The organism is Xylophilus sp. PBN-3R, assembly GCF_057747805.1.
In genome coordinates this window covers 1,753,695-1,779,287 of record NZ_CM173225.1, presented here as the reverse complement: position 1 = coordinate 1,779,287, position 25,593 = coordinate 1,753,695, and the positions used below count along the sequence as shown (strand labels likewise).

Below are 25,593 nucleotides of genomic sequence, written 5' to 3'. Positions count from 1 at the left end.
ATGAACACGACGAACGGGAAAGTGGCGATGGTCAGCGGCGGCGGCCGCGGCATCGGCCGGGCCATCGTCACCGAATTGCTGGCCCACGGCTGGCGGGTGAGCGTGGGGGCGCGCGGCCCGGTGACCTTCGACGGCGTGCCGCCCGGACAGCTGCGGGTGTATCGCTTCGACGCCCTGGACGCACAGTCCGAAACCGACTGGGTGGCCGCCACCGTCGCCGACTTCGGCGGCATCGACGCGCTGGTGCACAACGCGGGCATCCTCAGCACCTCGTCGGTGATCGAGGCCAGCGCCGAAGAGGTCGACCGGCTGTTCGAAGTCAACGTCAAGTCGCCGCTGCGCCTGACACAGAAGGCCTGGCCGCACCTGCTGGCCGCCGACGAAGGCAAGGTGGTCGTCATCGCGTCGCTGGCCGGCAAACGCATACGCACCGCCAGCGCATCGCTTTACGCGCTGAGCAAGGCGGCCGTGCTGGCCCTGGCCCACGGCATCCGCCATTGCGGCGCCGAAAGCCGCATCCGCAGCACGGCGCTGTGTCCCGGTTTCGTCGCCACCGACATGGCGGCCGCGGTGCCGGCCGAACTGCAGCCGCAACTCACCCGGCCCGAGGACATCGCCCGCATCGCACGCCTGGTGCTGGAACTTCCGGCCACCGCCAGCGTGGCGGAGATCCCCATCAGCTGGACGGTCGAAGCCCAGTACTGAGCCCTTATTTCAAGCAAGAGAAGCAAGAGAAGCGCCTCATGAAAGTCATCTACAGCGAACACCACATCGGCCACGACCCGCAACAGTTCATCGTGCGCGGCCGGATGAAACGCAGCAACGAACAGCCCGAGCGCGCCCATCTGCTGCTGGCATCGGCCACCGCCCTGGGCCATGAAGTCGTCGCACCCGAGGATTTCGGCGCCGGCCCGCGCGCCGCCATCCACACCCCGCGCTACCTGCGGTTCCTGGAAACCGCATGGGAACGCTGGCAGTTGCTGGACAACGCTTCCGAAGAGGTGATGCCCAACATCCACCCCTTCCCCGACCAGCCCGCCAGCTACCCCGACAGCCTGGTCGGCCAGGCCGGCTGGCACCTGGCCGACATGGCGAGCTCGGTCGGCCGCAACACCTGGCAAGCCGCCACCTGGTCGGCGCATGTCGCCACCCACGCGGCCCAACTGGTGATGGACGGCGAACGCGCCACCTACGCCCTGTGCCGCCCGCCCGGTCACCATGCCTACGCCGACCGCGCCAACGGTTTCACCTACCTCAACAACGCCGCCATCGCCGCCCAGCATCTGCGGCAGAAACACGACCGGGTCGCCATCCTGGACATCGACGTGCACCACGGCAACGGCACCCAGGGCATCTTCTGGCGTCGCAAGGATGTTCTGACCGTCTCCCTGCATGGCGACCCGCATTTCTGCACGCCCTTCTTCACCGGCCATGCCCATGAAGAGGGCGAAGGCGAAGGCCGGGGCTACAACCTGAACCTGCCGCTGGCCAAGGGCACGCCCGACGCCGGTTTCCTGCGGGCGCTGGCCACGGCGCACGAAGCCATCCGCGCCTTCGCGCCCGGCGCGCTGGTGGTCGCCCTGGGCCTGGACGCCCATGAAAACGACCCTTACCAGGCGCTGTCGGTGACGACCGGCGGTTTCGCCCTCATCCTCGCCGAGATCGCCAAACTGGGCCTGCCCACCGTGCTGGTGCAGGAAGGCGGTTACCTGTCGGAAGACCTCGGCCCCAACCTGGCCAGCGCGCTGCGCGGTTTCACGGGCGCGGCATGAGCGCGGCCCACAACGCAGACCACGATGCGGCGATCCGCGCCGCCCTGCCGGAAGCCGGCGTGCTCACCTCCGCTGCCGCACCGGTATCGGTCGAATGGGCGCAGCAGGCGCTGCGACAGCATTTCGGCCGCGACGGGAAACTGAGCCTGCTGACCGGCGAACGCGACTCCAATTTCCGTCTCGACGGCACGGACGGCGACAACGGCAGCCGCTGCATGTTCAAGGTCTCGCATCCGGACGAAGACCCGGTGGTGGCCGACTTCCAGACCCAGGCGCTGCAGCACATCGCCCGTACCGACCCCGGCCTGCCGGTGCAGCGCCTGCTGCCCGCGCTCGACGGCGCGGCATCGTTGCTGCTGCCCGATGCAGAAGGCCGTCCGCGTGTGGTGCGGCTGTTCAGTTATCTCGAAGGCCTGCCGATGCCGCAGGCGCCGCGTTCGGCCTCGCAACGCACGGGCACCGCAAGGCTGCTGGCTCGGCTCGACATCGCCCTGTCCGGACTGAAACACCCCGCCGGCCAACTCGAATTGCCCTGGGACATCCAGCGCGCCGAGCGGGTGCGGCCCCTGCTCTCGTACATCACCGAACCGGACCGCCGCAGGCTGGCCAGTGACGCCCTCGACAATTTCGAGGGCCGCGCCCAGGGGTGGATGGCCAAACTGCGCCGCCAGCCGATCCACAACGACTTCAACATCTACAACCTGCTGGTGGACCCGGCGGCGACCGACGTCGTGTCGGGCATCCTGGACTTCGGCGACATGGTGCAGGCCCCGGTGCTGAACGACCTGGCGGTGGCGGCGTCCTACCAACTCGACGAAGGCGGCAACGCGCTGGCCACCATCGCAGACTTCGCGGCGGCCTATCACGCGGTTTCGCCCCTGCAGGACAGCGAAATGGCGCTGCTGATGGACATGATCCGCGCCCGCCTGGCGATGGTGGTCGCCATCAGCGGCTGGCGCGCCGCCCGGCACCCCGAAAACGCCGCCTACCTGCTGCGCAACAACGCGGTGTCCTGGGCGCGTCTGGCGGCCTGCGCCGCCTGTTCGTCCGCACAGGCGCACGACGCCATCGCGGCCGCCTGCGCCGCCGTTTGCTCTTCGCCGGAACCATCGAATGTCTGACACCCAAGCCATGGTCGAGCGCCGCGCGCGCTTGCTGGGCCCCGCCTATCGCCTGTTCTACGAAGAGCCTTTCCACCCGGTGCGCGGCGAAGGCGTGTGGCTGTACGACGAAGCCGGCAAACCCTGGCTGGACGCCTACAACAACGTGGTGTGTGTGGGCCATGCCCGGCCCGAAGTGGTAGAGGCCATCGCACGCCAGGGACTGGTGCTGAACACCCACACCCGTTATCTGCACGACGGCATCCTCGAATATGCCGAACGCCTGCTGGCGACCATGCCGCCCGAACTGGGCCATGCCACCTTCACCTGTACTGGCAGCGAAGCCAACGACCTGGCGATGCGCATCGCCAGGGCGCATACCGGCGGCACCGGAATCATCGTGACGAACTGGGCGTACCACGGCGTCACGTCGGCCATCGCGGAAGCCTCGCCGTCGCTCGGCCAGCACATCGTGCTAGGCGCGAATGTACGGACGGTGCCCGCGCCGGATGCCCGCGGCCGGTCGGCAGAAGAAGCCGGCCGTGTGTTCGCCGACGGCGTTCGCGCCGCTATGGCCGACCTTCTGGCGAACGGCATCAAGCCGGCCGCGCTGATGGTCGACACGGTGTTTTCCAGTGACGGTGTTTTCACCGATCCGCCGGGTTTCCTGCGCGAGGCGGTAGAGGTGATCCACGCGGCCGGCGGCGTTTTCATCGCGGACGAGGTGCAGCCGGGTTTTGGCCGCACGGGCGATGCGTTCTGGGGGTTCATGCGGCACGGCGTGGTGCCGGACATGGTGTCCATGGGCAAACCGATGGGCAACGGCCATCCGGTGGCGGGCCTGGCGGTCCGGCCGGAAGTGATGGCGGCTTTCGGCAGGCAGTGCCGTTATTTCAACACCTTCGGCGGCAACCCGGTGTCGATGGCCGCGGCGTCTGCGGTCATGGATGTCATCCAGAAGGACGGCCTGCAGCAGAACGCACTGGAGGTCGGCGCCTATCTGCGCGCCGGGCTTGCTGCGCTGGGTGACAGGCACCCGGTGGTGGGCGAGGTGCGCGGCGCCGGTTTGTTCATCGGCCTCGAACTGGTGCTGGACCGCGCTTCACGCAAGCCTGCCACAGCCGTTGCGTCGAAGGTCGTCAATGATCTGCGGCGCAACGGCGTGCTGCTCAGCGCTACCGGCCCGGATGCCCATGTGCTGAAGATCCGCCCGCCGCTGGTGTTTTCCAAGGCAAATGCCGATCTGCTGGTGGCGAGCCTGGATTCGGTGCTGGTCGCCCTTTGAATCCCTAATTAAAAAAATCGGCCCGGCTCGTGGAATTTTTCCACCCGCCGGGCCGATTTCTTTCAGGCCCAACCGGGGCCTCCGACGATTAACGTCGGCGCGCCACCATGCCGTAAATCAGCAGGACGATAATGGCACCGACGATCGAACCGATAAAACCGACACCCTCACCCGCCGTGTACCAGCCAAGCGCCTGTCCGATATATCCAGCCAGCACGGAACCCACGATGCCGAGAATCGTGGTGAGGATAAAACCCATCGCCTGTTTGCCGGGCAACAATGCACGGGCAATGAGACCGACGACGAAGCCCACGATGATGGTCGAGATAATGCCCACAGAAAGTCCTTGAGAAGGTGACAAAAACCCGACTTTAGGGTCGGGCAGGCAGGCAACAGGTAGGAGCAAGCCTCCTGTTCCTGCCCGGTATCGGCCTCTACCGGACATTTAATGCAAATGTCGTGGCGACGGTTGCACGGTAGGGCTTACCTCGCGTCCACCCAAACGTCGGCCAGGTTGCCCTCCACCCCATCCGCCGTCACCGAGTGGTCGTGCACCCGCTTGTTGGCGATGGTGATGAAAAGCGGCTGGTAGAGGTTCAGGTCGGGCACGTCACGCGCGACCACATCCTGGAAATCCTTGAACAGCCTGACCCGTTTGACCGGATCGTTTTCCACTGCCGCATCTTCCAGCAGTTTGTCGACCACTGCATTGGTGTAATGGGTTCCGTTCGAGAAAGGCACTCCCTTGATGAAGTTCTTCGACCAGTAGAGGCGCTGCACTCCGACCGTCGGGTCGAACAGGTTGCTTGCACCGTTGGTGGTGAAGGCGAAATCACGGTCGGTATAGATGCGTTTGATGAAAGCGCTGGGATCTTGCGACCGCACCGTCACCGCAATACCCACACGCGCCAATGCGGTGCGAATGTAGTCCGCCAGCCGGTTGCCGTCCGAACTCACCGGGTTGAAGTCCAGCGGTAATGCGAACCGCACTCCGCCGCCCTTGCGGGGATAACCGGCGGCATCGAGCAAGGCGTTGGCCGCCTTCAGATCGAACCCGTAAGGTGACGGCGCCGGGTCGTGAAAAGCTTTCAGCCCGGGAGCGATAGGTGAATAACTGACCTGCCCGTAACCGTAGTTCACCACCTTCAGAATGACATTGCGGTCGATGGAATGCGCGACGGCCTGGCGTACTTTCTCGTTCTTGAAAAATTCATTGTCGAGATTGAACTCGAGCCGGGTCACGTTCGACGAATAACTATTGCCCTTGGTCTCGAAACGCAATTGCGGAAGTTTCTTCAAACGATCCAGGTCCGCCAGGGAAACCGGGGTGCGGTAACCCAAATCAATATTTCCTGTCTCGAAACCGACCGAAGCCGCCGCCGCATCGTTGACGAACTTCACGATCAGCTGGTCGATATACGGCTTGGGTTTGTCCCAATAATCCGCGTTCCGTTCATACACGATGTGGCTGCCACGCACCCACTCCTTGAACCTGAACGGCCCGGTGCCGATGGGCGCCGCGTTGTGCGGGTTGCTTGCAGCATCGGTGCCCTCGTAGAGATGCCTGGGCACGATGGGCGTTTCGCTCGCGACCAGCGCGCGGATCAGGTAAGGCGCCGGCTTCGACAACCGCAGCACCGCGGTGTAGCGGTCGGGTGTGTCGATGGCGGTTACGTTGGCGAAGGTGTTGCGGCCGCGCGGATGGATCTTCTTCAGCAGGCCGATCGAATAGGCCACGTCGGCGGATGTGAAGTCCTGCCCGTCATGCCACTTGACGCCCTGGCGCAGGGTGAAGGTGTAGGTCAGGCCGTCGGGGCTGATCACCCATTTCGTGGCGAGCTGCGGCTGGGGGTTCACGTCGAAGTCGTACTTCAGCAGGCCTTCGGTCACCTTGGCGCTGACGCTCAGGATGGGCGTGGCCACGTTGGACACGGTCACCAGCGCGGTCGGCTCGGTGCTGACCAGCATGGTCAGCGTGCCGTTGTGGTCCGGCGGCGCGGCGACGGCCGGTGCCAGCAGCGTGGCGGAAAGCATTACGGCCAACAGGCTGCGGCGGTACGGGAAGGCGGTGGATGTCATGGCGAAATGGACTTGGAATAAGGAAGACAAGGCAGCCGAACAGACTCAGGCGGCCGCAGGAACGGCCGCTGCCGCCGGGCTGTATGCCGCAGCACCGGCATCGGTCAGCAGGCCTTTTTCGAGGTCCCTGGCCAGGCGCGCCGGGTCGCGTTGCACCGGGTCGCCCAGGCCACCGCCACCGGGCGTCTCGACGATCAGCACATCACCGGCCGGCACCAGCTGCCGACCCTTGCCGACCAGCACGGTGCCGGCCTTCTTCAGTCGGGCGACGCCGCGCGCACCGTCATGCCCGCCGAGCGCACCGCGCGCCGGGAACCGCACCCGGTCCCACGCGGCAGCCAGCACCATCGGAGCACCTTCGGCGTTCTCAATCTCGATGACCTGCCCCAGCCCTCCGCGCTGCCGGCCTGGGCCGCCGGAATCGACCCGGTATTCCTTGCGCCGGAACAGCAGCGGGGCCTGGGTTTCCAGGATTTCCAGCGACACGTTGCGCACGCCGCTCGGATAGGCGGTGGAAGACAGCCCGTCCTGCTGAGGCCGCGCACCGGTGCCGCCGGTCGTGAAGCTGGTGATGTTGAATCTGGTGGCACGCGCCAGCGCCTCGTTCGGCCCACCGGCAAACGGGCGCCCGCCTACCAGGTGGATGTTCCACAACGATGACGCGCCCTCGGCTGGCACCCGGTCGGGCCGGGCCTGGCGCAGCGCTCCGAACACCAGGTCCGGCAGCATCTGGCCAATGGCCGAACGGGCCGTCACCGCGCATGGCGGCAGCGCATTGACGATGGCGCCTTCCGGGGCGACCACCTGGATGGCGGCCAGCGAACCGGAGTTGTTGGGCACGTCCGACCCCACCAGGCAGCGGATGCCGAACGAGGTGTAGGCATCGGTGTAGGCCTTGGGCACGTTGATGCCGCGCGCCACCGTGCCCGAGGTGCCGGCGAAATCGACCAGCACACCGTCGTCGGAGATGGTGACCGCGGCCTTGAGCAGCAACGGCGTGTCGTATCCGTCGACCGTCATCTCGTGAGTCCAGGTGCCGCGCGGCCATTCGCGCAGCGCCTCGCGCATGGCCAGCGCCGAACGTTCGACGATGTAGTCGCCCTGCGCCTGCAGGTCGGTCAGCCTGAATTCGCGCAGAAGTTGCTGCAGGCGCCTGGCGCCCACCGCGTTGCAGGCCACCAGCGCATGCAGGTCGCCTTCGACCTGATCGGGCTCCCGCACGTTGGACCGCACGATGGCCAGGATGGATTCGTCCAGCACGCCCTCGCGCACGAACTTCAGCAGCGGCAGGAACAGGCCTTCGTGATAAATCTCCAGCCCGTCGGGCCCGGCGCCCAGCCCGCCGATGTCGACCACATGCACGGTCGAGGCGAACAGCGCGACGATGCGGCCGCCATGGAAGACCGGCGTCACCATCACGATGTCGTAGAGGTGGCCGGTGCCTTTCCACGGGTCGTTGGTGATGAACACATCGCCGTCGCGCATCGTGTCCGCCGGATAGGCGCGCAGGAAATGCAGCACCGAATCGGCCATCGAATTGACATGGCCCGGCGTGCCGGTCACCGCCTGGGCGACCATCCGGCCGTCGGGCAGGAACACGCCGGCCGACAGGTCGCCGGCCTCCCGGGTCGAGGTGCCGAACGCGGTGCGGATCAGCGCCTGCGCCTGCTCTTCGACCACTGCGAGAAGCCGGCTCCAGACCAGTTGCTGGCGGATGGCCGTGTGTTGAGCGTGAGTGGCTGGCGTGGTCATGCGGTCACCTCCTGGGCGGCGATGGCGGAGTGGGTGCGGGTGGAAAAATCGAGGCTCAGGCTGTCGTCCAGCACCAGCGCACCGAGGCGGCTGACACGGGCTTCGAAACCGTCGATGACATGGGTGGTGGTCTCGTCCTCGACCACCAGCGCGGGGCCGTGCAGCCACTGGCCGGGCACCAACTGGCTGCGTTCGTACACCGGTACCTCGCGCCAGGCGGAACGGTCGGCATCGAAGACACGGCGGGTGCCCTGCGGTGTTGCGCGCCCGGTGTCGGCCGGCACATCGTCCGGCGGCGGCGTGCGTGCGCCGGCGGCCCGGACCGACACCGACCAGCTGACCGCCTCCGCGGCGATGTGGGACAGGCTACGGCCGTACAGCAGCGCATAACGCTGCTCGAAACGCTGGTGCAGGGCCGCACTCGCCGCGCTGTCGAAAATGCCGGACGGCAGGTCGACCGCAATCTCATGGCCCTGGCCGGCATATCGCATATAGACCAGTCTTTCCCGCTCCAGCGCTGCACCGGGCGCGGCGCGCTGCACGATGTCGTCGGCATGGGCGGTCAGCTCGGCCAACAGCGAATCGACGGCGACGTGATCGATGCGGTCGATGCGCTGATGCAGGCTGCGCACCGTCTGATAGGCGACCGGCGCCCACAGGAAACCGACGGCCGAACCCACACCAGCCGATGCCGGAATCACCAGCCGCGCGATGCCCAGCTTGCGCGCGAGCAGTGCCGCGTGCAGCGGCGCGGCGCCACCGAAGGCGATCAGCGTGCTTTCATCGGCCGCCTTGCCCAGTTCGGACGCATGCACACGGGCGGCATTGGCCATGTTTTCAGTGACGATGTCGATCACCGCCTGCGCGGCGGCCTCGACATCCAGGCCGGTCTGCGCGACCAGCCCCTGCACCAGCGCGCGACGGGCAACATCGGGCTGCAGCGCCACCTTGCCGATGGCGAAACGCGACGGATCGACCGTGCCCAGCACCACATGGGCGTCGGTCACCGTGGCCTGTTCGCCGCCCAGACCGTAGGCCGCCGGACCGGGGCTGGACCCGGCGCTGTCGGGCCCGACCTGCACGACCCCCAGATGGTTGACCCGGGCGATGGAGCCGCCGCCGGCACCGATCTCGACCATCTCGATGACCGGAATCCGGATCGGCAGGCCCGAGCCCTTCAGATGCCGATGCACCCGGCCGAACTCGAAACTCCGGCTGATCTGCGGCTGGAAATCGTCGATGAAACAGATCTTGGCCGTGGTGCCACCCATGTCGAAAGACAGCGCCTTGCGGGCGCCGATCTGCTCCGCCACCTGGCGCGCCAGCACCGCACCGCCGGCCGGGCCGGACTCGACCAGCCGCACGGGCTCCTCGATGCCGGATTGCAGCGTGGTGATGGCACCGCCGGAGGTCATCAGAAACGGCTCGGCCCGCAGGCCTCGTGCGGAAGCGCCATGCTGCAGGCGGCGCAGATAACCGGCGACCTGTGGCTGCACATAGGCATTTGCGCAAACGGTGGAGAGGCGTTCGTATTCGCGGATCTCGGGGCAGACGTCGGAGGCCAGGGACACCCACAAACCGGGCGCGTGCAGGGTCAGCAATTCGCGCACGCGCCGCTCATGCGCCGGGTTGGCATAGCCGTGGAGAAAACACACGGCCACGCTTTCGACGCCGTCGGCCAGCAATTGCCGGGCGAGGCGTTCGACCTGCGTTTCGTCGAGCGCCGTCAGCACCCTGCCCTTTCCGTCCACCCGTTCTGCCACACCGTGGCGCCAGGGACGCGGCACCAGCGGTTCCGCTTTTTCAAGAAAGACGTCGTATTGGGCGAAGCGGTCTTCCAGGCCTATCTCCACGAGGTCGCGGAAACCGGTGGTGGTGATGAGCGCGGTGCGTGCGCCCTTGCGCTCGATCAGCGCATTGGTCGCCAAGGTGGTGCCAAGGACCAGCTGGTCGATGTCCGACCAGGCGAGGCCGGCGTTTTTCAGTATCTCGTCGATGCCGTCGAGGACGGCTTGTTCCGGCGCCGCCGGGGTGGTAAGGACCTTGGCGGTGTGTTGGACCTGCCTGCCTTCGGCCCCATGCAGGAGCACCAGATCGGTGAAAGTGCCGCCGACGTCCACCGCTACCCGGACAGGTTCTTCGGAAACGGCGGAGGACGGTGCGTTGTGAGACGTAGCGGTGGTAGTTGGCGAGGCCATGCGGATGATCCAGGGAAACGCAACCGGACGGTGCGGGCGCTGGATCATCGAAGTGCGTGGCCGCCTTCACAAAGACGGATTCGGAGGATGGATATTCGGGTTTCGAATCGCCACGTGCGCCCTTCGCTCAGCATGACGACCTACGAGAGCAGAGGCAGGCGCCGCCTCCCTCATCTGCACGATCTTCGAAGGTCGACGCGCTTTCAGGTTGGCCGCATGCATGGCGTCGCGTTCGCATATTTTTTGATTTAGATAATCGCGACATGAATAAGGCGATCCAGTTGCGCAAAAAGCCTACAGCTTCATGACAACTTTCACGGATGGCGCGGCGTGCCAGCGCATTTCTAGACGTAACAATCGCTGCAATCGGATCAGGGCATAATTCAGGTATCTCGGAAAGAAGTTGCTTTTTCTTACCGAACCCACATCTACGCGCCCTTGCACTGGCACAGGCTTTGCATGCGAGCGGCTCCATACTCCGGAAAGCGTCTAATGAAGTCAGTGCAAACTTTTGCCGACACCACGTATGCGCTCACATACAACGACCGGAACAAGGTTATCGGGCGCTTGTTCACCAAGTGGTTCAACCAGGTCGCTGCGCTGGTGCTGATTGTCTCCATCGCGCCGGTGCTTCTCGCCATCGCGGTATTGATTTGGCGCCGTGATGGCGCCCCTATTATATTCGGCCATTATCGCGTAGGTTTCCAGGGCCGGTTGTTTCGCTGCTTTAAATTTAGAACCATGTTCAGGAACTCGAGCCAGATGCTGGCCGATCTTCTGGCGTCGGATCCGGCAGCGAAAGAAGAATGGCTACGGGATCAGAAACTGACCGACGATCCACGTATCACGCCGATCGGTCATTTCCTGCGGAAGACCAGCCTTGACGAAATCCCGCAACTTTTCAACGTCTTGCGCGGCGAAATGCGGCTGGTCGGACCTCGGCCGGTCACCGCCGGCGAACTCACCCGATACGGCGAAGTGCGCTGGCATTACCTGAGCGTATATCCCGGCATAACCGGTTTGTGGCAGGTCAGCGGCAGGAACAACACGACGTATGAAGAGCGGGTCGAAATGGACCGGGAATACGTCGAGAGCCGCTCTTTCTGGATGGATGCCAGCATTCTCACGAAAACGGTCAAGGTCGTGATTACCAAAGATGGGGCGCGATGATTTGCCTGCACCAATATGTATATCCTAGCTCCCGCATGCGGGTGAATAGAGAATGACCGTATCAAATTCTCCGGACTCAATTACGAAGACAATCGTTCAAGGCGGGTTGATTCATGTGGTCGGCAAGCTGGACGATGCAGTTTTCAGCTTTCTCGGAATGTCTACCGCCGCAATGGCGGAACACGGTGTCAAACAGACTGTCATATTGGAAGACGACCCGGCCGCCAGACACCTGCTGGCGCGCTTCCATCCAGAAGTAAAGCTGGTTTTTTTACCGCACTCGAATGGCTTGCTCAAAAAAATAGCGACGTCTTTCAGTGCGATGAAACGCATCAAGGCATCCCGCTCCAGCGCAGTGGTTCATTTGCACGGCGTGGCCCCGATCTTTTCCGGCCTGTCTGCCACCCGCCTGCTCGGCCTGAAATCCGTCCTCTATGGTTCACGGCACGAAGCGGAAGCACATACTCGCTGGTCGAGGTTGGCCCACGGCGCCCTGCTGAATGCCGCGCAATGGATTTCCGCCACCCCTCTTCGTATGGCTATTACATCCGGCACTGCAAACGGCTCAGCCATGCGCAAATTGGGCGGTGTTCCCACGCAGGTGGTCCCCCACGCCGTCGACCCGGTATTTTTTCAACCGCAAGGCAAACGTGCCCGCAGACCGCTGGTTTCGATGAGCAGTCGAACCCGGAATCAAACCGCTGCGTCTCTTTTCTCCCAACTGGCGGTATTGCTGAATGGTAAATCGCCCCCTCTCACCTGCCATTTTCTCGGCACGACCGACGAGGAGTCGGCTGCCCGTCTGCACGCCTCCGAAGTCAAGATCTTCGACGTTGTGGAACCCGTTGATCGGGCAAAACATCTTTCTGCAAGCTGGATGTACGTCGACTTTGGCGGTCCTTCAGGATTTCCGGTTTTTCTGGCTGAAGCCATGGCCACGGGATTACCTTGTATCGCCTGGAATACCGCAGAGCACCGTGAACTTATCAAGCACGACCGGACCGGGTTGCTCTGCGATTCGCATGAACAAATGCTCGCCTATGTCACCGACCTGATCGAGTCACCTGAACGGCGACTCAAGCTGGGAACGAATGCGCGACAGGAAGCCATGAGCCGCTTCGATATCACTGCAAATAAAAGCGCGGTGATTTCTGCTTATGGTGCGGACGTCGTACTTGCCCCCTACGAAGAATCGGAATGGCCAGAAAGCCATCTGGATCCGGGCATTGCACCCTGACCTGCGGCCAAGAACATCGTCTGCCTGACCGCGGCGGAAATAGACGGCCTCCGAAAAGGCCTTGATACAGCGCTTTAGAAAAGGCTTTCGCGGACGTACAGCACGTCGCCGGATTGGATGAGATCGGTCAGTGCAGGCGTCGTCTGCACGACGGTGCCATCTGCATTCTTGCGGCTCAGCCGCAGGCGACCCTCGCTACCGCGCGGGGTCGGGCCACCGCCTTGCGCAAGTGCTTGCATGATGGTCATGTCACGCTCGATACGATAAGCACCGGGCTTCTGGGCTTCGCCATAGATATAAAAGACCGGTGCCTTGTCGACATAGATGGTGTCACCGTCACGCAAGGCCATTTGCGCATCCAGGTCGTCGTTCATGAACAACGCTGGAATATCGATTCTCTTGCGGAAAACCTTTCCGTCACGAACACCGACGAGAACCGCGACGTCAGAACCGGTCGGGATGACACCGCCGGCGGCAGCAATCATGTCGCTCGGACGGGCAGTATTATTTTCGAGGGCAAATCGACCCGGCTTGGTGACCTGGCCCAGCACTGAAACCTGGTTGCCACGGACCATGCCCAGCGAAATGGTCACCTGCGGGTTCTTGACAAAATTACCTTTGGTCAAGGCATCGGCAATAGCCTTCTGTGCCGCGGTGACACTCAGGCCACCGAGCTTGACTTCACCGATCAGAGGGTACGAGACGACACCGGAATCCGGAACGCGGGTCTCGACGGTCAGATCGGGATTCTGGAACACCAGGATGCGAATGTCATCGCCGGCACCCAACCGATAATCGGTCGTGGTTTGCGCGCCAGCGCCTGTCATGTTGAATGCCGCAATCACGCAGACCGCAAGGCACTTCTTAAGTATTTTGATCATTTTTCAAACTCCATCTGCTCGATTAGATTGAGGCATGCTGCCTGATGGGAAATTAGCCAATTACTACGTAGTTCAACAAATCAATAGACTGCGGCGGACTAGAAGGAGGTCCGTGCCAAAACACCGATACTCTTCGAGTAATAGCTGAAATCACCATAGTTAGATTCGCGCCGCTCCTTTTGGAGCCACAAACTAAAGCCTAATTGTTCGCGCGGGTCCCAGTCCACACTCAGTCGTGTGAGGTGGGTATTGTCATCACGCTTCAGGATTGAGCCGCCACCTGGAACCGAGCCGTCGAATGAACGCTGGGTATATTCCTGGCGGAGTTTGAGCACAACTTTTTCCTTGAGCTGCAAGGTCGGCACGACGGCGTATCGAACCGCCCGCACGCTGTTGGAGTAATTTGTCTGGTAATCCGACAGCAGACTGGAGGCAATTAACTGGACCGAAGTGCGGTCCGTAAGCCCCAGGGTCAGCGTCGCATCGCCATTGACGCCACTGTAATCGCGGAACGTAAAATTATTGAATTTCTTCTGGAGATAAGACAAACGCGCGTTTAACGCGCTTTTGGGTGTGATGGCCCATTTGAGCTGAACTTCGTTCTCGGTATCGTCGAAACCGTTCGGCAAAAACGCGGTAGCCGAGGTATCCGTATCGGTGTAATCGCCCGAGCCGGAGCGGATCCGGTAAACCAGTTCCGATCCCGATCCAAACGCCCTTCTGACACCGACTTGAACCGACTCACGGGTGAACGCGCGCTGTTGAATGATAGTCGCAGCGTTTTTGACGTCGAGATGAAGCAGTGCGCCCGTGAGCTGCCACGCGCCATCCAATTCATAGATACCCTCAGCGCGGGCATTTATAAGGGTGGTTTCATTGCTGATCGTATAACGCTTGAAGTCCTCAAATCCGCCTGGCAGTTGTTGACGCTCAGCCGCCAGCACACCCTTCACTTTAGGCGTAAAACTCCAATTGACGGAACCCAGAAAATTCAATGCCGTAAAACTCAGGTAATCGAAATTTTGATAACGGTAGTCAACCGCCGTCACTCGAGCCTGAATACGCTGCAGACCATATTCCTTGTCGAAACCAATGGCAGCGGTCGCGGTCTTGATCGTTTCGGCCGGAGAATCCCTGCCGATGGTTTGAGTCGCATTCGCTCCCGGGCGAAGTCGAAACAGGTTGTCGTCGTGGACGACCCCATATCCTGCAAAAAATTGCAAGGAGTCATTAGGGTTGGCCTTGACCATTCCCGCAGTCAGCATCAGGGACAGAACGCAGCCAGCACGAAAGCTGTAGCCTTGACTTTTCACCAGAAAACTCCTGCGCAGACAAAAACCGCGTTAGTAGAGAGGTACGTCATGGGATCTGGTGTAGGCGAAAATTTTCGAAGCATTGGTCTGATTTTCGAAAACCGCCGTCAAAAATCAAAGCTGGATCTAAACGACATAACGTGCGCGTAAGAAATAGCCTAAACCGCCAAATATGGTTGCACAATTTTACACGTGAAAACGCCGAAAGCGCCTCAAATTTTTTGACAGATCGGCCTTTTCGGAGCATGCAATTGAGCGCGCGCCGCACTTGCGTGCGCGAAAAGATCACAGCCATGTAACTAAGGTCAAGCAAGTCCCAGGCCCACGGTCCGGCACCGACGGGCGGACTGTCGCCAGCCCGAGAAGGCTTCATGCCCCGTATTGCCTTCGCCACTCGACAAACCTTGCAAGCCCCTCGGCCAACTTGATCTTCGGTTTGTAGCCGCAAAGCGCCTGAAGCTTGTCGATGTTGGCAAACGTGGCCGACACGTCGCCAGGCTGCATGGGCCGCATGATTTTCCGGGCCTCGACACCCAAGGCAGCTTCCAGCGTGGTGATCATCTCCATCAAACCCACGGGGTCGTTGTCGCCGATGTTGTAGACCTCATGACTGCCCTGCGTCGGCTGATGGTCGAGCACGCCCAGGATGCCGTCGACGATGTCGTCGATATAGGTGAAGTCGCGCGACATCAGCCCTTCGCCGTAGATCTCGATGGGCTCCCCCTTCAGTATCTTTTCCGTGAAGCTGAAATAAGCCATGTCCGGACGTCCCCAGGGACCATAGACAGTAAAGAAACGCAGACCCGATTGAGGAAATCCATAGAGCCGGGCATAACTCTGGCTGAGAAGTTCGCAAGAACGCTTGGTGGCGGCATACAACGAAACCGGGTCGGTCGCCGAGTCGGATTCACGGAAACCGTCTCCGTTCAATGGGCGGTCGCCGTAGACGCTGCTCGAAGACGCGTAGACAAGGTGCTCGACCTTGGAGTGCCTGCAGGCTTCGAGCACCGACAGATGGCCAGCGAGATTGCTGCGCTCATAGGCGAATGGATTTTCGATCGAATACCGTACGCCGGCCTGCGCGGCCAGATGTATGACCCGCGTAGCACCTGAAGCCTTCACCAATTCAGCGAATGCCTGGTTTTCAGCAATATCCATCCGCACCATACGAAAACCGTTCTGGGCCTCCAATAATGCTGCGCGGCCTTCTTTCAATGCCGGATCATAATAGGCGTTGAATACATCGACACCAATCACAATTTCACCACGACCAAGCAGACGCTGCGCAACGTGGTAACCGACGAAACCCGCCGCACCGGTCAGAATAATAGGAACTTTCATGCCTGCCCTGTCAGATTGAATGAAAAGAGATTGAATACGCCTAGCGAATGTAGTGCGATAGAAACCGGGCGCACAAGACGCATGAAAGCACGCGCCAGCGGTATTGATTCCAGTGGAAATCGGGCCTGATGACCCACTTTACACACGACTCCATCTCGCGATGATGCAATAGACTGTAAGCCATATGGACTGCGACTCGTGATCTATCCTCGCGCCAGTCAGGCACCCAATTACCGGTAAGACTCCCCGGCCGACGCAACTGGCTGCGCTTTCGCGGTGCGCGTTGCACCATATCGCAGCAAGCGCCCTTGCAGAACAGCAAGGGCTGCGCGGCTGCACATCCGGCCGCGCAGCCCCGGAGCAAAGTTCGGGCGATACGCCGAACACGCCGAAACACCGCGAATTGCAACCTGCCATCAAGAAGCAGCGAGCGCAAACTTACCAAAACCGTTACTTAAAAGACGCCGCCAAGCCCTTTCCGCTGGGCAAGATCTCCCAGGCTGGAGCAAACCCCGAATTAGGCCATAGAATAAAATTAGAACACTCTTGTAACATGTAGTAGCATACAAAGTTCTTGCAATTCTCAAAGAACGATCACGGCATATCGGAAAGTGGCCTGCAAGTTGCTTGGCACAGCGAAATCTTCAGGGGGATTCCAAAAATGAGCATTGGAGAGCACGTGGCAATCGACGCCATGATTTACGCGCGTTCTGAAAGCCCCGCCCTGACGAGCCATGTAATTGCCCCGTTGAATAACCAGTCCGATGTCAATCCGATTACGAAGCAAATCTGTCTGACCATAACCCGTTCTATTACCCTGGCCGTGGCATATGCGCTCGGCGCACGCTCGGGGAATATCGATATACCTGCGGCAACCGGTCAAATGGCTCCTGCCTCCCGGGTCCATCGAACGGCGCGGTTCGCACGTTCTCTTTCGTTCTGCAGCAATCGTTCATCTCTTCGTTGCTCACATTGCGCATCACGCCATGACGCCGCTGTCGCCACCGCCGAAACGCGTTCATCCATAGGAACCGCATCATGACCTTCAAACAATTGATCCAGGCGCTGCGCGCCCGTTGGCGCACGTTGGCAGGTGTGCTGGCACTTTGCCTGGCCATTGGCGTCGCCCTGTTGCTCGTACTCAAACCGGAATACACGGTCGACGCAACCGTGATGCTGGACATCAAGACTGCCGACCCGGTCGGCGGGGCGGCAATTCCTGCTTTGGGCATCAGCAACTACATCGCAACCCAGAGCGACCTGATGCGCAGCTCCCGCGTATTGGCGCGCACCCTGAAGACCGTGCACCTCGATACGGATCCGGAGATCGATGCAGCCTGGCGCAAGGACACCAAAGGCCAGGGTGACAAACTCGATTGGCTGGAAGAGCGGCTACTGAAAAAGCTCATCGTCACCCCCGCGCGCGAGTCCAGCATGATCAAGCTGGCATATAGCAATACCGATCCGCAGCGGGCTACTGATTTTCTGCGCGCATTGTTGGACAGCTACATCGCCATCAACATCGACCTGCGCACCGAAGTCGCCGCGCGAAACAACGTGTTCTTCGAAGGCCAGCTGAAACAGCTGCGTGAAACCCTCTCGCAGGCGCAAGCCAGGCTTTCAGACTTCCAGCGAGAAGCCGGCGTGCTGGCCAACGACGAACGCCTGGATGTCGAAAACGCACGGCTCACGGAACTGTCCAACCAGCTCCTGACCGCGCGCATGGCGGAAGGCGACACCGGCAGCCGCAGCCGGGCCTCGCGCGAGCAGGTCGACAGTACGCCGGAAGCACTGAACAACACCGCTATTTCCGCCATGACCGCGGACCTCGGTCGTCAGGAAGCCCGTGTCGACGAACTCAGCGCGCGTTTGGGCGAGGAGCATCCCGAGCTCCAGCAAGCCCGTGCCAACGTAGCGGCGCTCAAGCGCCGAATCGCGCTGGCGACCGACCGCATCGGCAAGAGCCTGCAAATGGCCAACAGCGTGCAGGTCACCAATGTCGCGCAGCTGCAGCGTGCATACGACGAGCAGCGCGAGAAGCTCGCGCGCTTAAAGAGCATGCGCGACCGCGCAGGCATCTTGCAGCGCGACTTCGAAAACGCTAACCAGGCGTTTGTCGACACGGCCACGCGGGCGCGCCAGACCAGCATGGAAAGTCAGGCGGCGCTGACCAACGCGTCCGTCGTGCAGGCCCCCAGCCTGCCGGTGAAGCCGTCACGTCCGCGACCGGCGCTGACCATGGTGCTGGCAACGCTGATGGGCCTGCTGCTGGGCGTCGTCGTTGCATTGGTGCGCGAACTGCTCGACCGCCGCCTGCGAAGCGAGGACGACGTAGCACTGCTTCTTTCGCAGCCGCTGCTCGTGCAGTTGCCCTTCCGGCCCGCATCGGCCGGCTGATCCATCTGAGCCCCACCCGCACGAACGGCTGAACCGAGGCATTCTCGATGACTACCCAACCAACTTCGCTCAGCGCTCCGATCTTCGTCAGCGCGCATGCACGCAGCGTGGAGCCCGACGAGGCAGCCACCTCCGAATCCACCGCGGTCGAGCATTTTGAAAGCATCGGCCAGCGCCTGCGCAACGTGCGCCCGCTAACCGATCAGCAGATCGAGCAGATCCTGCTCCACCAACGCCAGAACGGCCTGCGCTTCGGCGATTCCGCCGTAGCGCTAAAGCTCGCAACCGAAGACGAAGTGCGCCGCGCTCTATCTCAACAGTTCGACTTTCCCTATGCCACGCAGACCCAGTGCAGTCTGAGTTCCGATCTCGTCACCGCCATCGATCCGTTCGGTGACCAGGCCGACGTGTTTCGTGACCTGCGGACCCGGTTGCTGCTGGAACATATGGACCCGCCGCATCCGCACCATGCGCTGGCGGTGGTCAGCACCTCGCCTGGTGACGGCAAGAGTTATTGCGCTGCCAACCTGGCGATCTCGCTGAGCCAGCTCGGCCGGCGCACCCTGCTGGTGGATGCCAACCTGCGCAAGCCCGCGCTGCACAGGATGTTCGGCATGGATAGCCAAGGCGGGCTCGGTGGTGTGCTTGCCGGTCACCACTCCGCGGCAGACGCGATCCAGGCCGTGCCCGACCTGCCCAGCCTCGCCGTATTGTTGGCCGGCGGCGAGCCGCCCAACCCGCAGGAACTGGTGCAGCGCCCGACTTTCACTTTGCTGATGGCCGAGTTGCTGACGCGATTCGACCACGTGATCGTCGATACGCCGGCCGCCAGCATGGGCGCCGACGCACGGCTGCTTGCAGCCAAATGCGGCTCGGCGCTCATCGTCGGGCGCCGCCAGCACAGCAAGGTGTCAGAGCTGCAAGCGCTGGGGTCAGCTTTGACGCGCACCGCAACACGCCTAGCGGGCATCGTGATGAACACACGCTGACCTGAGCGATGACACCAACAGCCCCGCCCCTGGCGCGCACCGGTCGCGTCTTGCCGCTCGACCTGCTCGCGCTGGGCGCTGCACAGTTGCTGCTGCTATTGCTGGCGGTGGTCGACCCATCGCCCTTGCTGAGTGCGGCGGCAGCCATCATCTGGCTGGTTGCGATCATGCGGGTCGCCAAGCGCCGCATGAAGGCGATGATCATGTTGACCCCGTTTCTGCTGATCCAGTTTTCAGTGATGGTTTCGCTGGTGGCCATCGAGCGAGGCGCCTACATGCTTGAAATAGGCATGAATGGCGCACCGTCGATGGCGGGCGTTCTGTACCCGATGGTGTCGTTTCTGTTTATCGGTATGGCGGTGGCAGCCCACACATTCTGGGAGCGCCGCGCCCCGCAGCGCAATGCGCTGGCAGGCGACGTCGATACGACCCGTGCCCACTGGCCTCGCTTGTTGACTCATGCAGCATTGGTGCTCGGTGCCGGTGTGAACCTATATCTGCTCATGGTCGGCCTTACAAGCAGCTTTCCACTCCTGCATGGTGGCGATCGTTTTCAGTTCAGGTCCAGTACCGACGTGATTACGCTCAATCTGCTCAACCTCAAGGTTATATGGGCTGCGGCCTTGGGAACAGGAGCGTTGGCTGCCCGCAGCAAAGCATTGCGCCGCTGGCATCACGCGATGTTCGTCTGCTATTTGCTGATGTCCTTCATGTTCGGGGACAAATTCTTCAATGTGCTCATCGCGACATTGGTTTACATCATGCCAGCCTTCTCTGCGCAGCCTCGACTTCCGAAAGGTATGCGACGATGGATGCCGCTAGCGATATTTTTCGTTTTGGTGGTTCTTGGTGTGACTCTATACACCTATTCCAACCAGGGAACCCTCAGCCCGGTTCAGACCCTTGACCGCTTTGCCGACCGGGTGGCAGGGCAAGGCCAGTTATGGTGGATAGCGGTGCGCGACAACAGTGAATGGTTTCATTTCGACTCTGAAGCCCTGACCGCCAATCTGGGCAGCCTGACCGCCGCAGCCCCTGCGAATTATGTTTTTGAACATCGGCTGCTCGCCTTCTACTTTGTCGAGCGTTATTCGCTGCCGGCAATGCACCTGTCCTTTCTCCACAACAATGGAGTAGTCACGCCCACCATGCTGTTCGAAGGTTATTCGCTCGTGCTTTTTGGGGGTACGGGTCTGATTATCGTTACGGTGCTGGCAGGCATTTTTATCGGTTCCATCGTTTGGTGGCTGCAATACCGGATGTTGAAAGGTCAGGTTGTGGATGTGCTGCTGCCTTCTTTCATTCTGATCCAGACGTTCTACCTCATGTCCCAGGCGTCTCTTTCCAATCTCGTCAGCCCCAGCGCTGCCAAAGCCTACGTGGCCTTTTTGGGCCTGCAATATCTCGTCTGGACCTGGCTGCGGTTGACGGCGCCTCGTCGAATGGCCTTTGCGCATGGGTGAAATCAAACTGGCGTCTGTTACGTCTTCGATGGCACACCGACTTGGCCACCCAGACGGCCTGCGCGGTATCGCAGCCTTATCGGTGCTTTACCAGCATCTCGTGGAGCACTGGGTCGCAGTCACTCCTGGTGGGTTCATGCAAACTCAACCGACCTGGCTGTTTACTTACCATGACCTGGGCAAATTGGGCGTGGTGATCTTTTTTGCACTAAGTGGCTTTGTCGTGACGGTCAGTTTTCGCGGCGAATCCCCGAGACGGGCATTCCTCCTGTCGCGGCTGTTCCGACTCTTCCCTGCCTACTGGCTGACAGTATTGCTCGCTGCAATGGTGTTGCCGGCAATGTCCGGGGAGCCGGTCTCCAGCCGTCAGACTTTTGCCAATCTGACCATGGCGCCCGGCTTATGGCACCAGGAAGACATCCTCGGCATCTTCTGGACGCTGCGAATCGAATGGGTTTTCTATGGCCTGTGCCTGGTGCTCTTCAGTGCCGGTTGGCTGAAATCTTCCGTCGCTACACACTGCCTGGCCTTGGCACTTTTAATCTTCGCCGTGGGTGCCGGTGTGACGCGAGGCGGCGGTCATGGCTTCGTGCCGGTCGGACTGCCGATCAATATCGCCGTCATGCTCTTCGGCCATCAAATGCGGCTCGCACATATCGAAAGGAATCCCTTTGCACTGCGCCAATGGCGCTGGTTGATGCTCGCACTGACGGTCATGATCCCGCTGGCCTGGTCTTTGGCCTACGACGATTCCAGCCACAAGGAATCCGTCCTCGCCGATTGCACTGCCTTCGTGCTGGGCGTATGGATTTTCGTTGCCTGCGTACTTTGGCGCTGGTTCGGACAGGTGGCTCTGCGCGGCCTCGGGCGTATCAGCTACGGCATCTATCTGATCCACCCTATTGCGCTGGCGTTGTTTCTGGTCGGGCCGGTCGGAAGCTTGGACAATCTGCCGATCCGGGCAGTGCTTACGCTGCTGACTACGCTGGTTGCGGCCTACCTGATGCTTCAATTTCTCGAGCAGCCCGCCATCCGTCTCGGCCGACGACTAAGTGACCGTCTCGCGGATATTCCCCGCGTCCAGGACCGCAGCGCATGAAGGTTCTGCACGTGACAGAGACCGCGCGGGGTGGCTGTGGCACCTACCTCAGCGAGATGCTGCCGCTGCAGATCGAAGCACTGGGATCTGGCAATCTGCGCTGCATCGCGCCGCGTCAGCATATCGACCAGTTGTCACGTTTGCCGGGCGACATGCTAGACGTTTTCGACCGGCCCAGTCGCTTGCGCGGTCAAATTCCATTGATCCGTGCGGTGCGGCGCATGGTGCGGGAATGGAAGCCGGACCTGATCCACGCGCATTCCACTTTCGCCGGAGCCATCGTTCGTTCGCTGTCGCTCGTCATGCCGATGCCGCCGGTGATCTATTGCCCTCACGGCTGGGTGTTCGACGTGCCGCTGCCTGCACCGATGGGCAGGTTGACCCGACTCACCGAACGCTGGCTTTCTAACCGATGCGCACGCATCGTGGCGATCTCCCAGGCGGAGCGGCAACAGGGGCTCGAAGCCGGGATTGCGGCCGAGCGCATGACCCTCGTCCGCAACGGCGTGGCGGCAGTTGCCAGTGACATTCGCGCCGACTGGCCCGACACCCGGCTGCGCCTGCTCTTCGTCGGCCGTCTGGACCGCCAGAAAGGCGTCGATACCTTGCTCGAGGCGATCACCCCGCTGGCGGACCTCGTATGCCTGCGCATCGTAGGCGAGCGGGTTCATGCGCATGCGGGCAATACACTGCCAGACCTGCCTCACGTCAGCTTCACGGGCTGGCTGTCCCTAGACGAGGTAGCCGCCCAGATCAATGCCAGCGATGTCGTGGTCATGCCGTCACGTTGGGAAGGTTTCGGCCTGGTGGCAGTAGAAGCGATGCGTGCAGGCAAGCCGGTGATTGCAAGCGCGGTCGGTGGCCTGTGCGAGATCGTGCTGGACCCGGCGACCGGTCATCTATGTCCGCCTGACGATCCCGCCGCGTTGCGAAGCATCATTGGCGGCCTGAATCGTGACCAGCTGGAACGCCAGGGTGTTGCCGGTCGCGAGCGCTTCATGGCGAACTACACGAGCCAACGGACTCACGACGAATTGATGAACCTCTACGCAGACGTGCTGGGCCGACCGAAATCCACCTCAGCACTCGACAGCATGCGCAGCGTCCCCGCCGCTCCAAAGGGACACGCATGACCGACTTTCCAGACATTGCGATCAACGGGCGTTTTCTCGCCCAGACCGCCAGCGGCGTGCAGCGCTTCGCACTTGAACTGGTTCGCGCGCTCGATGCGCATCTGTCGGCGACACACGCGACCGATGGCAGCGTGCCCCCACCTTTCATCGAACTGGTGGTGCCGGACGACGCAGGCGATCCGCCGCCGCTGAAGATCATCCGCGTACGCCGCATCGAAGGCAGGGGCGGCCACCTTTGGGACCAGCGGCTGCGGTGGCACTGCAATGCCAGGACGGTGCTGGTCAATCTGACCAACGGCGGCTGTATCTTCCGCGGCAACAGCCTCTCGGTTTTGCACGACGCGGCGGTCTATCGGACGCCGGGCAATTTCACCCGGCTTTATCGCGGTCTTCACCAGACTCTCGGTCGGCTGCTGTCTCTGCGCGCCCGCATCGCCACCGTCTCGGCCTTCTCGCGGGACGAGCTCTGCGAGGTGCTGAAGATCGATCGTTCGCAGGTTCCGATCATCCCGAATGCCTGGGAGCACCTGGCAGAGGTCCAACCCGACCGGGGCATCGTCGGTCGGCTGGGGCTGGAGACCGGGCGGTATTTCCTGGCCATCGGCTCCCCTGCCCCCAACAAGAATCTGCCGCGCGCCATTGAAGGTTTCCTGAAACTCGGGTTGCCCGACGAGCGGCTCGTGATTGTCGGCAAGCTTGACAACGCCGTCTTCGGTCGCAGCGTGGCCGGGGCTCCTGCCAACGTGCTGATGCCTGGCCGGCTCACCGATGCAGAGGTCGCGGGCCTGCTGGCCGGCGCCCGCGCACTGGTCTTTCCGAGTCTTTACGAAGGTTTCGGCATTCCACCTCTGGAGGCCATGCTCTACCGATGCCCGGTGCTGGCCGCCGACATCCCGGTGGTGCGCGAAGTCTGCGGCGACGCCGCCCTGTTCTTCAACCCGCGTGATCCTCTAGCCATCAGCGCGGCAATGCTTCGCGCCATCGAAGACCCAGCCCTGCTCGACCAGCTGCGCGCGCGCGGCCAGGCACAACTGCAGCATTACAGCTGGCACAAGAGCGCGTTGCTGCTGCTGGACGCCGTCCGCCACATGGCACCGCCGCCGGCGCTTTCTTCCCACCTTCGACAGAAAAATCCCCGATGACCCGCATCCTCCATCTCAGCATGCTGTACCCGCCCCACATCATGGGCGGCGCGGAACGTTCGGTCGCGCTCCTGTCCGAGGCGCTCGTCGCCGCCGGCCACGAGGTGGCCGCCGCCTGCATCACCCCGACCGGCTGGAAAGAAGAAGTGCGCAACGGCGTGAAGGTTTACCGCATGCCGCACGAGACCGACTTCTGGCCCGAGGAATGGCCCGAACACAGCGTGCTGGCCCGCGGCGTGCGCCGCTTCAAGCAGCAGTTCAACCGCCGCATCGAGGCGCACTTCGGCCGTGTGATCGACGATTTCAAACCCGATGTCGTGCACACGCATTCGCTGCTGGACGTGTCCACGCGGGTGTGGCTTGCCGCCAAGGCCCGAGGTTTGCCGGTGGTGCACACCCTGCGCGACTTCGACCTGGCCTGCGGCAACGCCGCAATGTTCCTGCATGGCAAACGCTGCGAAAAGCGGCACCTGAAGTGCAAGGCATTCACCTTCATGAAGGAAGTCCATCACCGGTCGGTCGACGCCGTCGTGGGCGTCGGCGCAGGCATCCTGCAGACGCACCTGGACATGGGTTACTTCCAGCAGGTGCCCGAGGTGCGGCGCCGCGTGATCTGGAACCCGGCCATCGTGGAAGGCATCGATGCGGACTACGTCAAACCCTCGCTGGAAGGCAAGCCGATCACCTTCGGATACCTGGGCCGCATCAACGTCGAGAAGGGCGTGGGCACGCTGCTCGACGCCTGCGCCAAACTGCGCGAAGGCCAATGGAAGCTGTTGATCGCCGGCAAGGAAGGATCGGAATCCGAGGCGCTCAAGCCCTTGGCCGACGGACTGCCGGTCGACTGGAAGGGCTTCATAACGCCGCGCGAGCTCTTCGACCAGATCGATGTGCTGGTGGTGCCGTCCATCTGGTCGGAACCGTTGCCGCGCACCATCCTCGAGGCTTATGCCGCAGGCGTGCCGGTCATCGGCGCAGACTCGGGCGGTATCCCGGACCTGATCGGCAAGGACAACAGCGAATGGCTGTACCCGCCGGGCGACGACGCAGCACTGGCCCAGCGCATGGCTGCCGTCATCTCGCAAGGCCGCGCCGCCCTGCCCGGCCGTGCCGCGTTCACGCACATCGTCGAGGCGACGACCCCGGCGAAGGTCGCTGCACGATATCTCGACCTTTACGATCACGTGCGCCAGGATCCCGCCGCGCGGGCAATTGCAAACGTCAGCGACGCATTGGCCTGAC

The 25,593-nt window shown here is 62.1% G+C and carries 21 protein-coding genes; 14 read left to right on the top strand and 7 right to left on the bottom strand.

Annotated elements, in window-relative coordinates; all coding sequences use genetic code 11:
• Genes AC3ANW_RS08270 through AC3ANW_RS08255 form a run of 4 tightly spaced genes read left to right on the top strand, consistent with a single transcriptional unit; the run spans position 1 to position 4,157 of the window.
• Entirely contained in the window at positions 1 to 705 is a 705-nt protein-coding gene (locus AC3ANW_RS08270; RefSeq protein WP_488344703.1) for an SDR family NAD(P)-dependent oxidoreductase, read from the top strand.
• A gap of 38 nt (positions 706 to 743) precedes the next feature.
• A complete protein-coding gene (locus tag AC3ANW_RS08265; RefSeq protein ID WP_488344702.1) occupies positions 744 to 1,772 on the top strand; it encodes a histone deacetylase family protein in 1,029 nt (342 codons plus the stop codon).
• The gene (locus tag AC3ANW_RS08260) at positions 1,769 to 2,893 is read left to right on the top strand and encodes a phosphotransferase (RefSeq protein WP_488344701.1); all 1,125 of its coding nucleotides are present in this window, start codon (positions 1,769 to 1,771) and stop codon (positions 2,891 to 2,893) included. The genes AC3ANW_RS08265 and AC3ANW_RS08260 overlap by 4 nt, the downstream gene beginning before the upstream one ends.
• Positions 2,886 to 4,157, top strand: a complete 1,272-nt coding sequence (locus tag AC3ANW_RS08255) for an aspartate aminotransferase family protein (protein ID WP_488344700.1) — start codon at positions 2,886 to 2,888, stop codon at positions 4,155 to 4,157. Before AC3ANW_RS08260 ends, AC3ANW_RS08255 begins: the two co-directional genes overlap by 8 nt.
• A gap of 88 nt (positions 4,158 to 4,245) precedes the next feature.
• Here the strand turns inward: AC3ANW_RS08255 and AC3ANW_RS08250 are convergent, their stop codons facing one another.
• From AC3ANW_RS08250 to AC3ANW_RS08235, 4 genes are all read right to left on the bottom strand, one after another.
• Positions 4,246 to 4,494: a GlsB/YeaQ/YmgE family stress response membrane protein gene (locus tag AC3ANW_RS08250; RefSeq protein WP_488345384.1), complete on the bottom strand. Its 249-nt coding sequence runs from the start codon at positions 4,492 to 4,494 to the stop codon at positions 4,246 to 4,248.
• Between the two features lie 146 nt (positions 4,495 to 4,640).
• On the bottom strand, positions 4,641 to 6,236 hold the full coding sequence (locus tag AC3ANW_RS08245) for an ABC transporter substrate-binding protein (RefSeq protein WP_488344699.1): 1,596 nt from the start codon (positions 6,234 to 6,236) through the stop codon (positions 4,641 to 4,643).
• A gap of 45 nt (positions 6,237 to 6,281) precedes the next feature.
• Positions 6,282 to 7,988, bottom strand: coding sequence for a hydantoinase B/oxoprolinase family protein (locus tag AC3ANW_RS08240; RefSeq protein ID WP_488344698.1), 1,707 nt, complete (start codon positions 7,986 to 7,988; stop codon positions 6,282 to 6,284).
• Complete coding sequence (locus AC3ANW_RS08235) at positions 7,985 to 10,186, bottom strand: hydantoinase/oxoprolinase family protein (RefSeq protein WP_488344697.1); 2,202 nt, start codon at positions 10,184 to 10,186, stop codon at positions 7,985 to 7,987. The genes AC3ANW_RS08240 and AC3ANW_RS08235 overlap by 4 nt, the downstream gene beginning before the upstream one ends.
• Before the next feature lie 492 nt (positions 10,187 to 10,678).
• Here AC3ANW_RS08235 and AC3ANW_RS08230 point away from each other — a divergent pair, with 492 nt between their 5' ends.
• Positions 10,679 to 11,356 carry a sugar transferase gene (locus tag AC3ANW_RS08230; protein ID WP_488344696.1) on the top strand — a complete coding sequence of 226 codons (678 nt, stop codon included), beginning with the start codon at positions 10,679 to 10,681 and terminating at the stop codon, positions 11,354 to 11,356.
• A gap of 52 nt (positions 11,357 to 11,408) precedes the next feature.
• Positions 11,409 to 12,593 carry a glycosyltransferase family 4 protein gene (locus AC3ANW_RS08225; RefSeq protein WP_488344695.1) on the top strand — a complete coding sequence of 395 codons (1,185 nt, stop codon included), beginning with the start codon at positions 11,409 to 11,411 and terminating at the stop codon, positions 12,591 to 12,593.
• Between the two features lie 74 nt (positions 12,594 to 12,667).
• Here the strand turns inward: AC3ANW_RS08225 and epsE are convergent, their stop codons facing one another.
• The 3 genes from epsE to AC3ANW_RS08210 form a co-directional block, all read right to left on the bottom strand.
• Positions 12,668 to 13,474, bottom strand: coding sequence for a polysaccharide export protein EpsE (epsE, locus tag AC3ANW_RS08220; RefSeq protein ID WP_488344694.1), 807 nt, complete (start codon positions 13,472 to 13,474; stop codon positions 12,668 to 12,670).
• 98 nt (positions 13,475 to 13,572) lie between these two features.
• On the bottom strand, positions 13,573 to 14,787 hold the full coding sequence (gene epsL, locus AC3ANW_RS08215) for an XrtB/PEP-CTERM-associated polysaccharide biosynthesis outer membrane protein EpsL (RefSeq protein ID WP_488344693.1): 1,215 nt from the start codon (positions 14,785 to 14,787) through the stop codon (positions 13,573 to 13,575).
• A gap of 369 nt (positions 14,788 to 15,156) precedes the next feature.
• Positions 15,157 to 16,128: an NAD-dependent epimerase/dehydratase family protein gene (locus AC3ANW_RS08210; protein ID WP_488344692.1), complete on the bottom strand. Its 972-nt coding sequence runs from the start codon at positions 16,126 to 16,128 to the stop codon at positions 15,157 to 15,159.
• A 574-nt stretch (positions 16,129 to 16,702) separates the two neighbouring features.
• Here AC3ANW_RS08210 and AC3ANW_RS08205 point away from each other — a divergent pair.
• From AC3ANW_RS08205 to AC3ANW_RS08170, 8 genes are read left to right on the top strand one after another with little or no spacing between them, the layout of a single operon-like run.
• Positions 16,703 to 17,170, top strand: coding sequence for a hypothetical protein (locus AC3ANW_RS08205; RefSeq protein WP_488344691.1), 468 nt, complete (start codon positions 16,703 to 16,705; stop codon positions 17,168 to 17,170).
• Positions 17,167 to 18,525: a GNVR domain-containing protein gene (locus AC3ANW_RS08200; RefSeq protein ID WP_488344690.1), complete on the top strand. Its 1,359-nt coding sequence runs from the start codon at positions 17,167 to 17,169 to the stop codon at positions 18,523 to 18,525. Before AC3ANW_RS08205 ends, AC3ANW_RS08200 begins: the two co-directional genes overlap by 4 nt.
• Before the next feature lie 47 nt (positions 18,526 to 18,572).
• Positions 18,573 to 19,514, top strand: coding sequence for a polysaccharide biosynthesis tyrosine autokinase (locus AC3ANW_RS08195; RefSeq protein WP_488344689.1), 942 nt, complete (start codon positions 18,573 to 18,575; stop codon positions 19,512 to 19,514).
• Between the two features lie 8 nt (positions 19,515 to 19,522).
• Positions 19,523 to 20,977: a hypothetical protein gene (locus AC3ANW_RS08190; protein ID WP_488344688.1), complete on the top strand. Its 1,455-nt coding sequence runs from the start codon at positions 19,523 to 19,525 to the stop codon at positions 20,975 to 20,977.
• Positions 20,970 to 22,076 carry an acyltransferase family protein gene (locus tag AC3ANW_RS08185; protein WP_488344687.1) on the top strand — a complete coding sequence of 369 codons (1,107 nt, stop codon included), beginning with the start codon at positions 20,970 to 20,972 and terminating at the stop codon, positions 22,074 to 22,076. Before AC3ANW_RS08190 ends, AC3ANW_RS08185 begins: the two co-directional genes overlap by 8 nt.
• The gene (locus AC3ANW_RS08180; RefSeq protein WP_488344686.1) at positions 22,073 to 23,209 is read left to right on the top strand and encodes a glycosyltransferase; all 1,137 of its coding nucleotides are present in this window, start codon (positions 22,073 to 22,075) and stop codon (positions 23,207 to 23,209) included. Before AC3ANW_RS08185 ends, AC3ANW_RS08180 begins: the two co-directional genes overlap by 4 nt.
• Complete coding sequence (locus tag AC3ANW_RS08175; RefSeq protein WP_488344685.1) at positions 23,206 to 24,351, top strand: glycosyltransferase family 4 protein; 1,146 nt, start codon at positions 23,206 to 23,208, stop codon at positions 24,349 to 24,351. Before AC3ANW_RS08180 ends, AC3ANW_RS08175 begins: the two co-directional genes overlap by 4 nt.
• Complete coding sequence (locus AC3ANW_RS08170; RefSeq protein ID WP_488344684.1) at positions 24,348 to 25,592, top strand: glycosyltransferase family 4 protein; 1,245 nt, start codon at positions 24,348 to 24,350, stop codon at positions 25,590 to 25,592. The genes AC3ANW_RS08175 and AC3ANW_RS08170 overlap by 4 nt, the downstream gene beginning before the upstream one ends.
• Position 25,593: the final 1 nt, after the last annotated feature.

Excerpts from the sequence above, each read along its gene's own strand:
- AC3ANW_RS08270 (WP_488344703.1), top strand. The coding sequence starts at position 1 with ATGAACACGACGAACGGGAAAGTGGCGATGGTCAGCGGCGGCGGCCGC.
- AC3ANW_RS08265 (WP_488344702.1), top strand. The coding sequence starts at position 744 with ATGAAAGTCATCTACAGCGAACACCACATCGGCCACGACCCGCAACAG.
- AC3ANW_RS08260 (WP_488344701.1), top strand. The coding sequence starts at position 1,769 with ATGAGCGCGGCCCACAACGCAGACCACGATGCGGCGATCCGCGCCGCC.
- AC3ANW_RS08255 (WP_488344700.1), top strand. The coding sequence starts at position 2,886 with ATGTCTGACACCCAAGCCATGGTCGAGCGCCGCGCGCGCTTGCTGGGC.
- AC3ANW_RS08245 (WP_488344699.1), bottom strand. The coding sequence starts at position 6,236 with ATGACATCCACCGCCTTCCCGTACCGCCGCAGCCTGTTGGCCGTAATG.
- AC3ANW_RS08240 (WP_488344698.1), bottom strand. The coding sequence starts at position 7,988 with ATGACCACGCCAGCCACTCACGCTCAACACACGGCCATCCGCCAGCAA.
- AC3ANW_RS08235 (WP_488344697.1), bottom strand. The coding sequence starts at position 10,186 with ATGGCCTCGCCAACTACCACCGCTACGTCTCACAACGCACCGTCCTCC.
- AC3ANW_RS08230 (WP_488344696.1), top strand. The coding sequence starts at position 10,679 with ATGAAGTCAGTGCAAACTTTTGCCGACACCACGTATGCGCTCACATAC.
- AC3ANW_RS08225 (WP_488344695.1), top strand. The coding sequence starts at position 11,409 with ATGACCGTATCAAATTCTCCGGACTCAATTACGAAGACAATCGTTCAA.
- epsE (WP_488344694.1), bottom strand. The coding sequence starts at position 13,474 with ATGATCAAAATACTTAAGAAGTGCCTTGCGGTCTGCGTGATTGCGGCA.
- AC3ANW_RS08210 (WP_488344692.1), bottom strand. The coding sequence starts at position 16,128 with ATGAAAGTTCCTATTATTCTGACCGGTGCGGCGGGTTTCGTCGGTTAC.
- AC3ANW_RS08200 (WP_488344690.1), top strand. The coding sequence starts at position 17,167 with ATGACCTTCAAACAATTGATCCAGGCGCTGCGCGCCCGTTGGCGCACG.
- AC3ANW_RS08195 (WP_488344689.1), top strand. The coding sequence starts at position 18,573 with ATGACTACCCAACCAACTTCGCTCAGCGCTCCGATCTTCGTCAGCGCG.
- AC3ANW_RS08190 (WP_488344688.1), top strand. The coding sequence starts at position 19,523 with ATGACACCAACAGCCCCGCCCCTGGCGCGCACCGGTCGCGTCTTGCCG.
- AC3ANW_RS08185 (WP_488344687.1), top strand. The coding sequence starts at position 20,970 with ATGGGTGAAATCAAACTGGCGTCTGTTACGTCTTCGATGGCACACCGA.
- AC3ANW_RS08180 (WP_488344686.1), top strand. The coding sequence starts at position 22,073 with ATGAAGGTTCTGCACGTGACAGAGACCGCGCGGGGTGGCTGTGGCACC.
- AC3ANW_RS08175 (WP_488344685.1), top strand. The coding sequence starts at position 23,206 with ATGACCGACTTTCCAGACATTGCGATCAACGGGCGTTTTCTCGCCCAG.
- AC3ANW_RS08170 (WP_488344684.1), top strand. The coding sequence starts at position 24,348 with ATGACCCGCATCCTCCATCTCAGCATGCTGTACCCGCCCCACATCATG.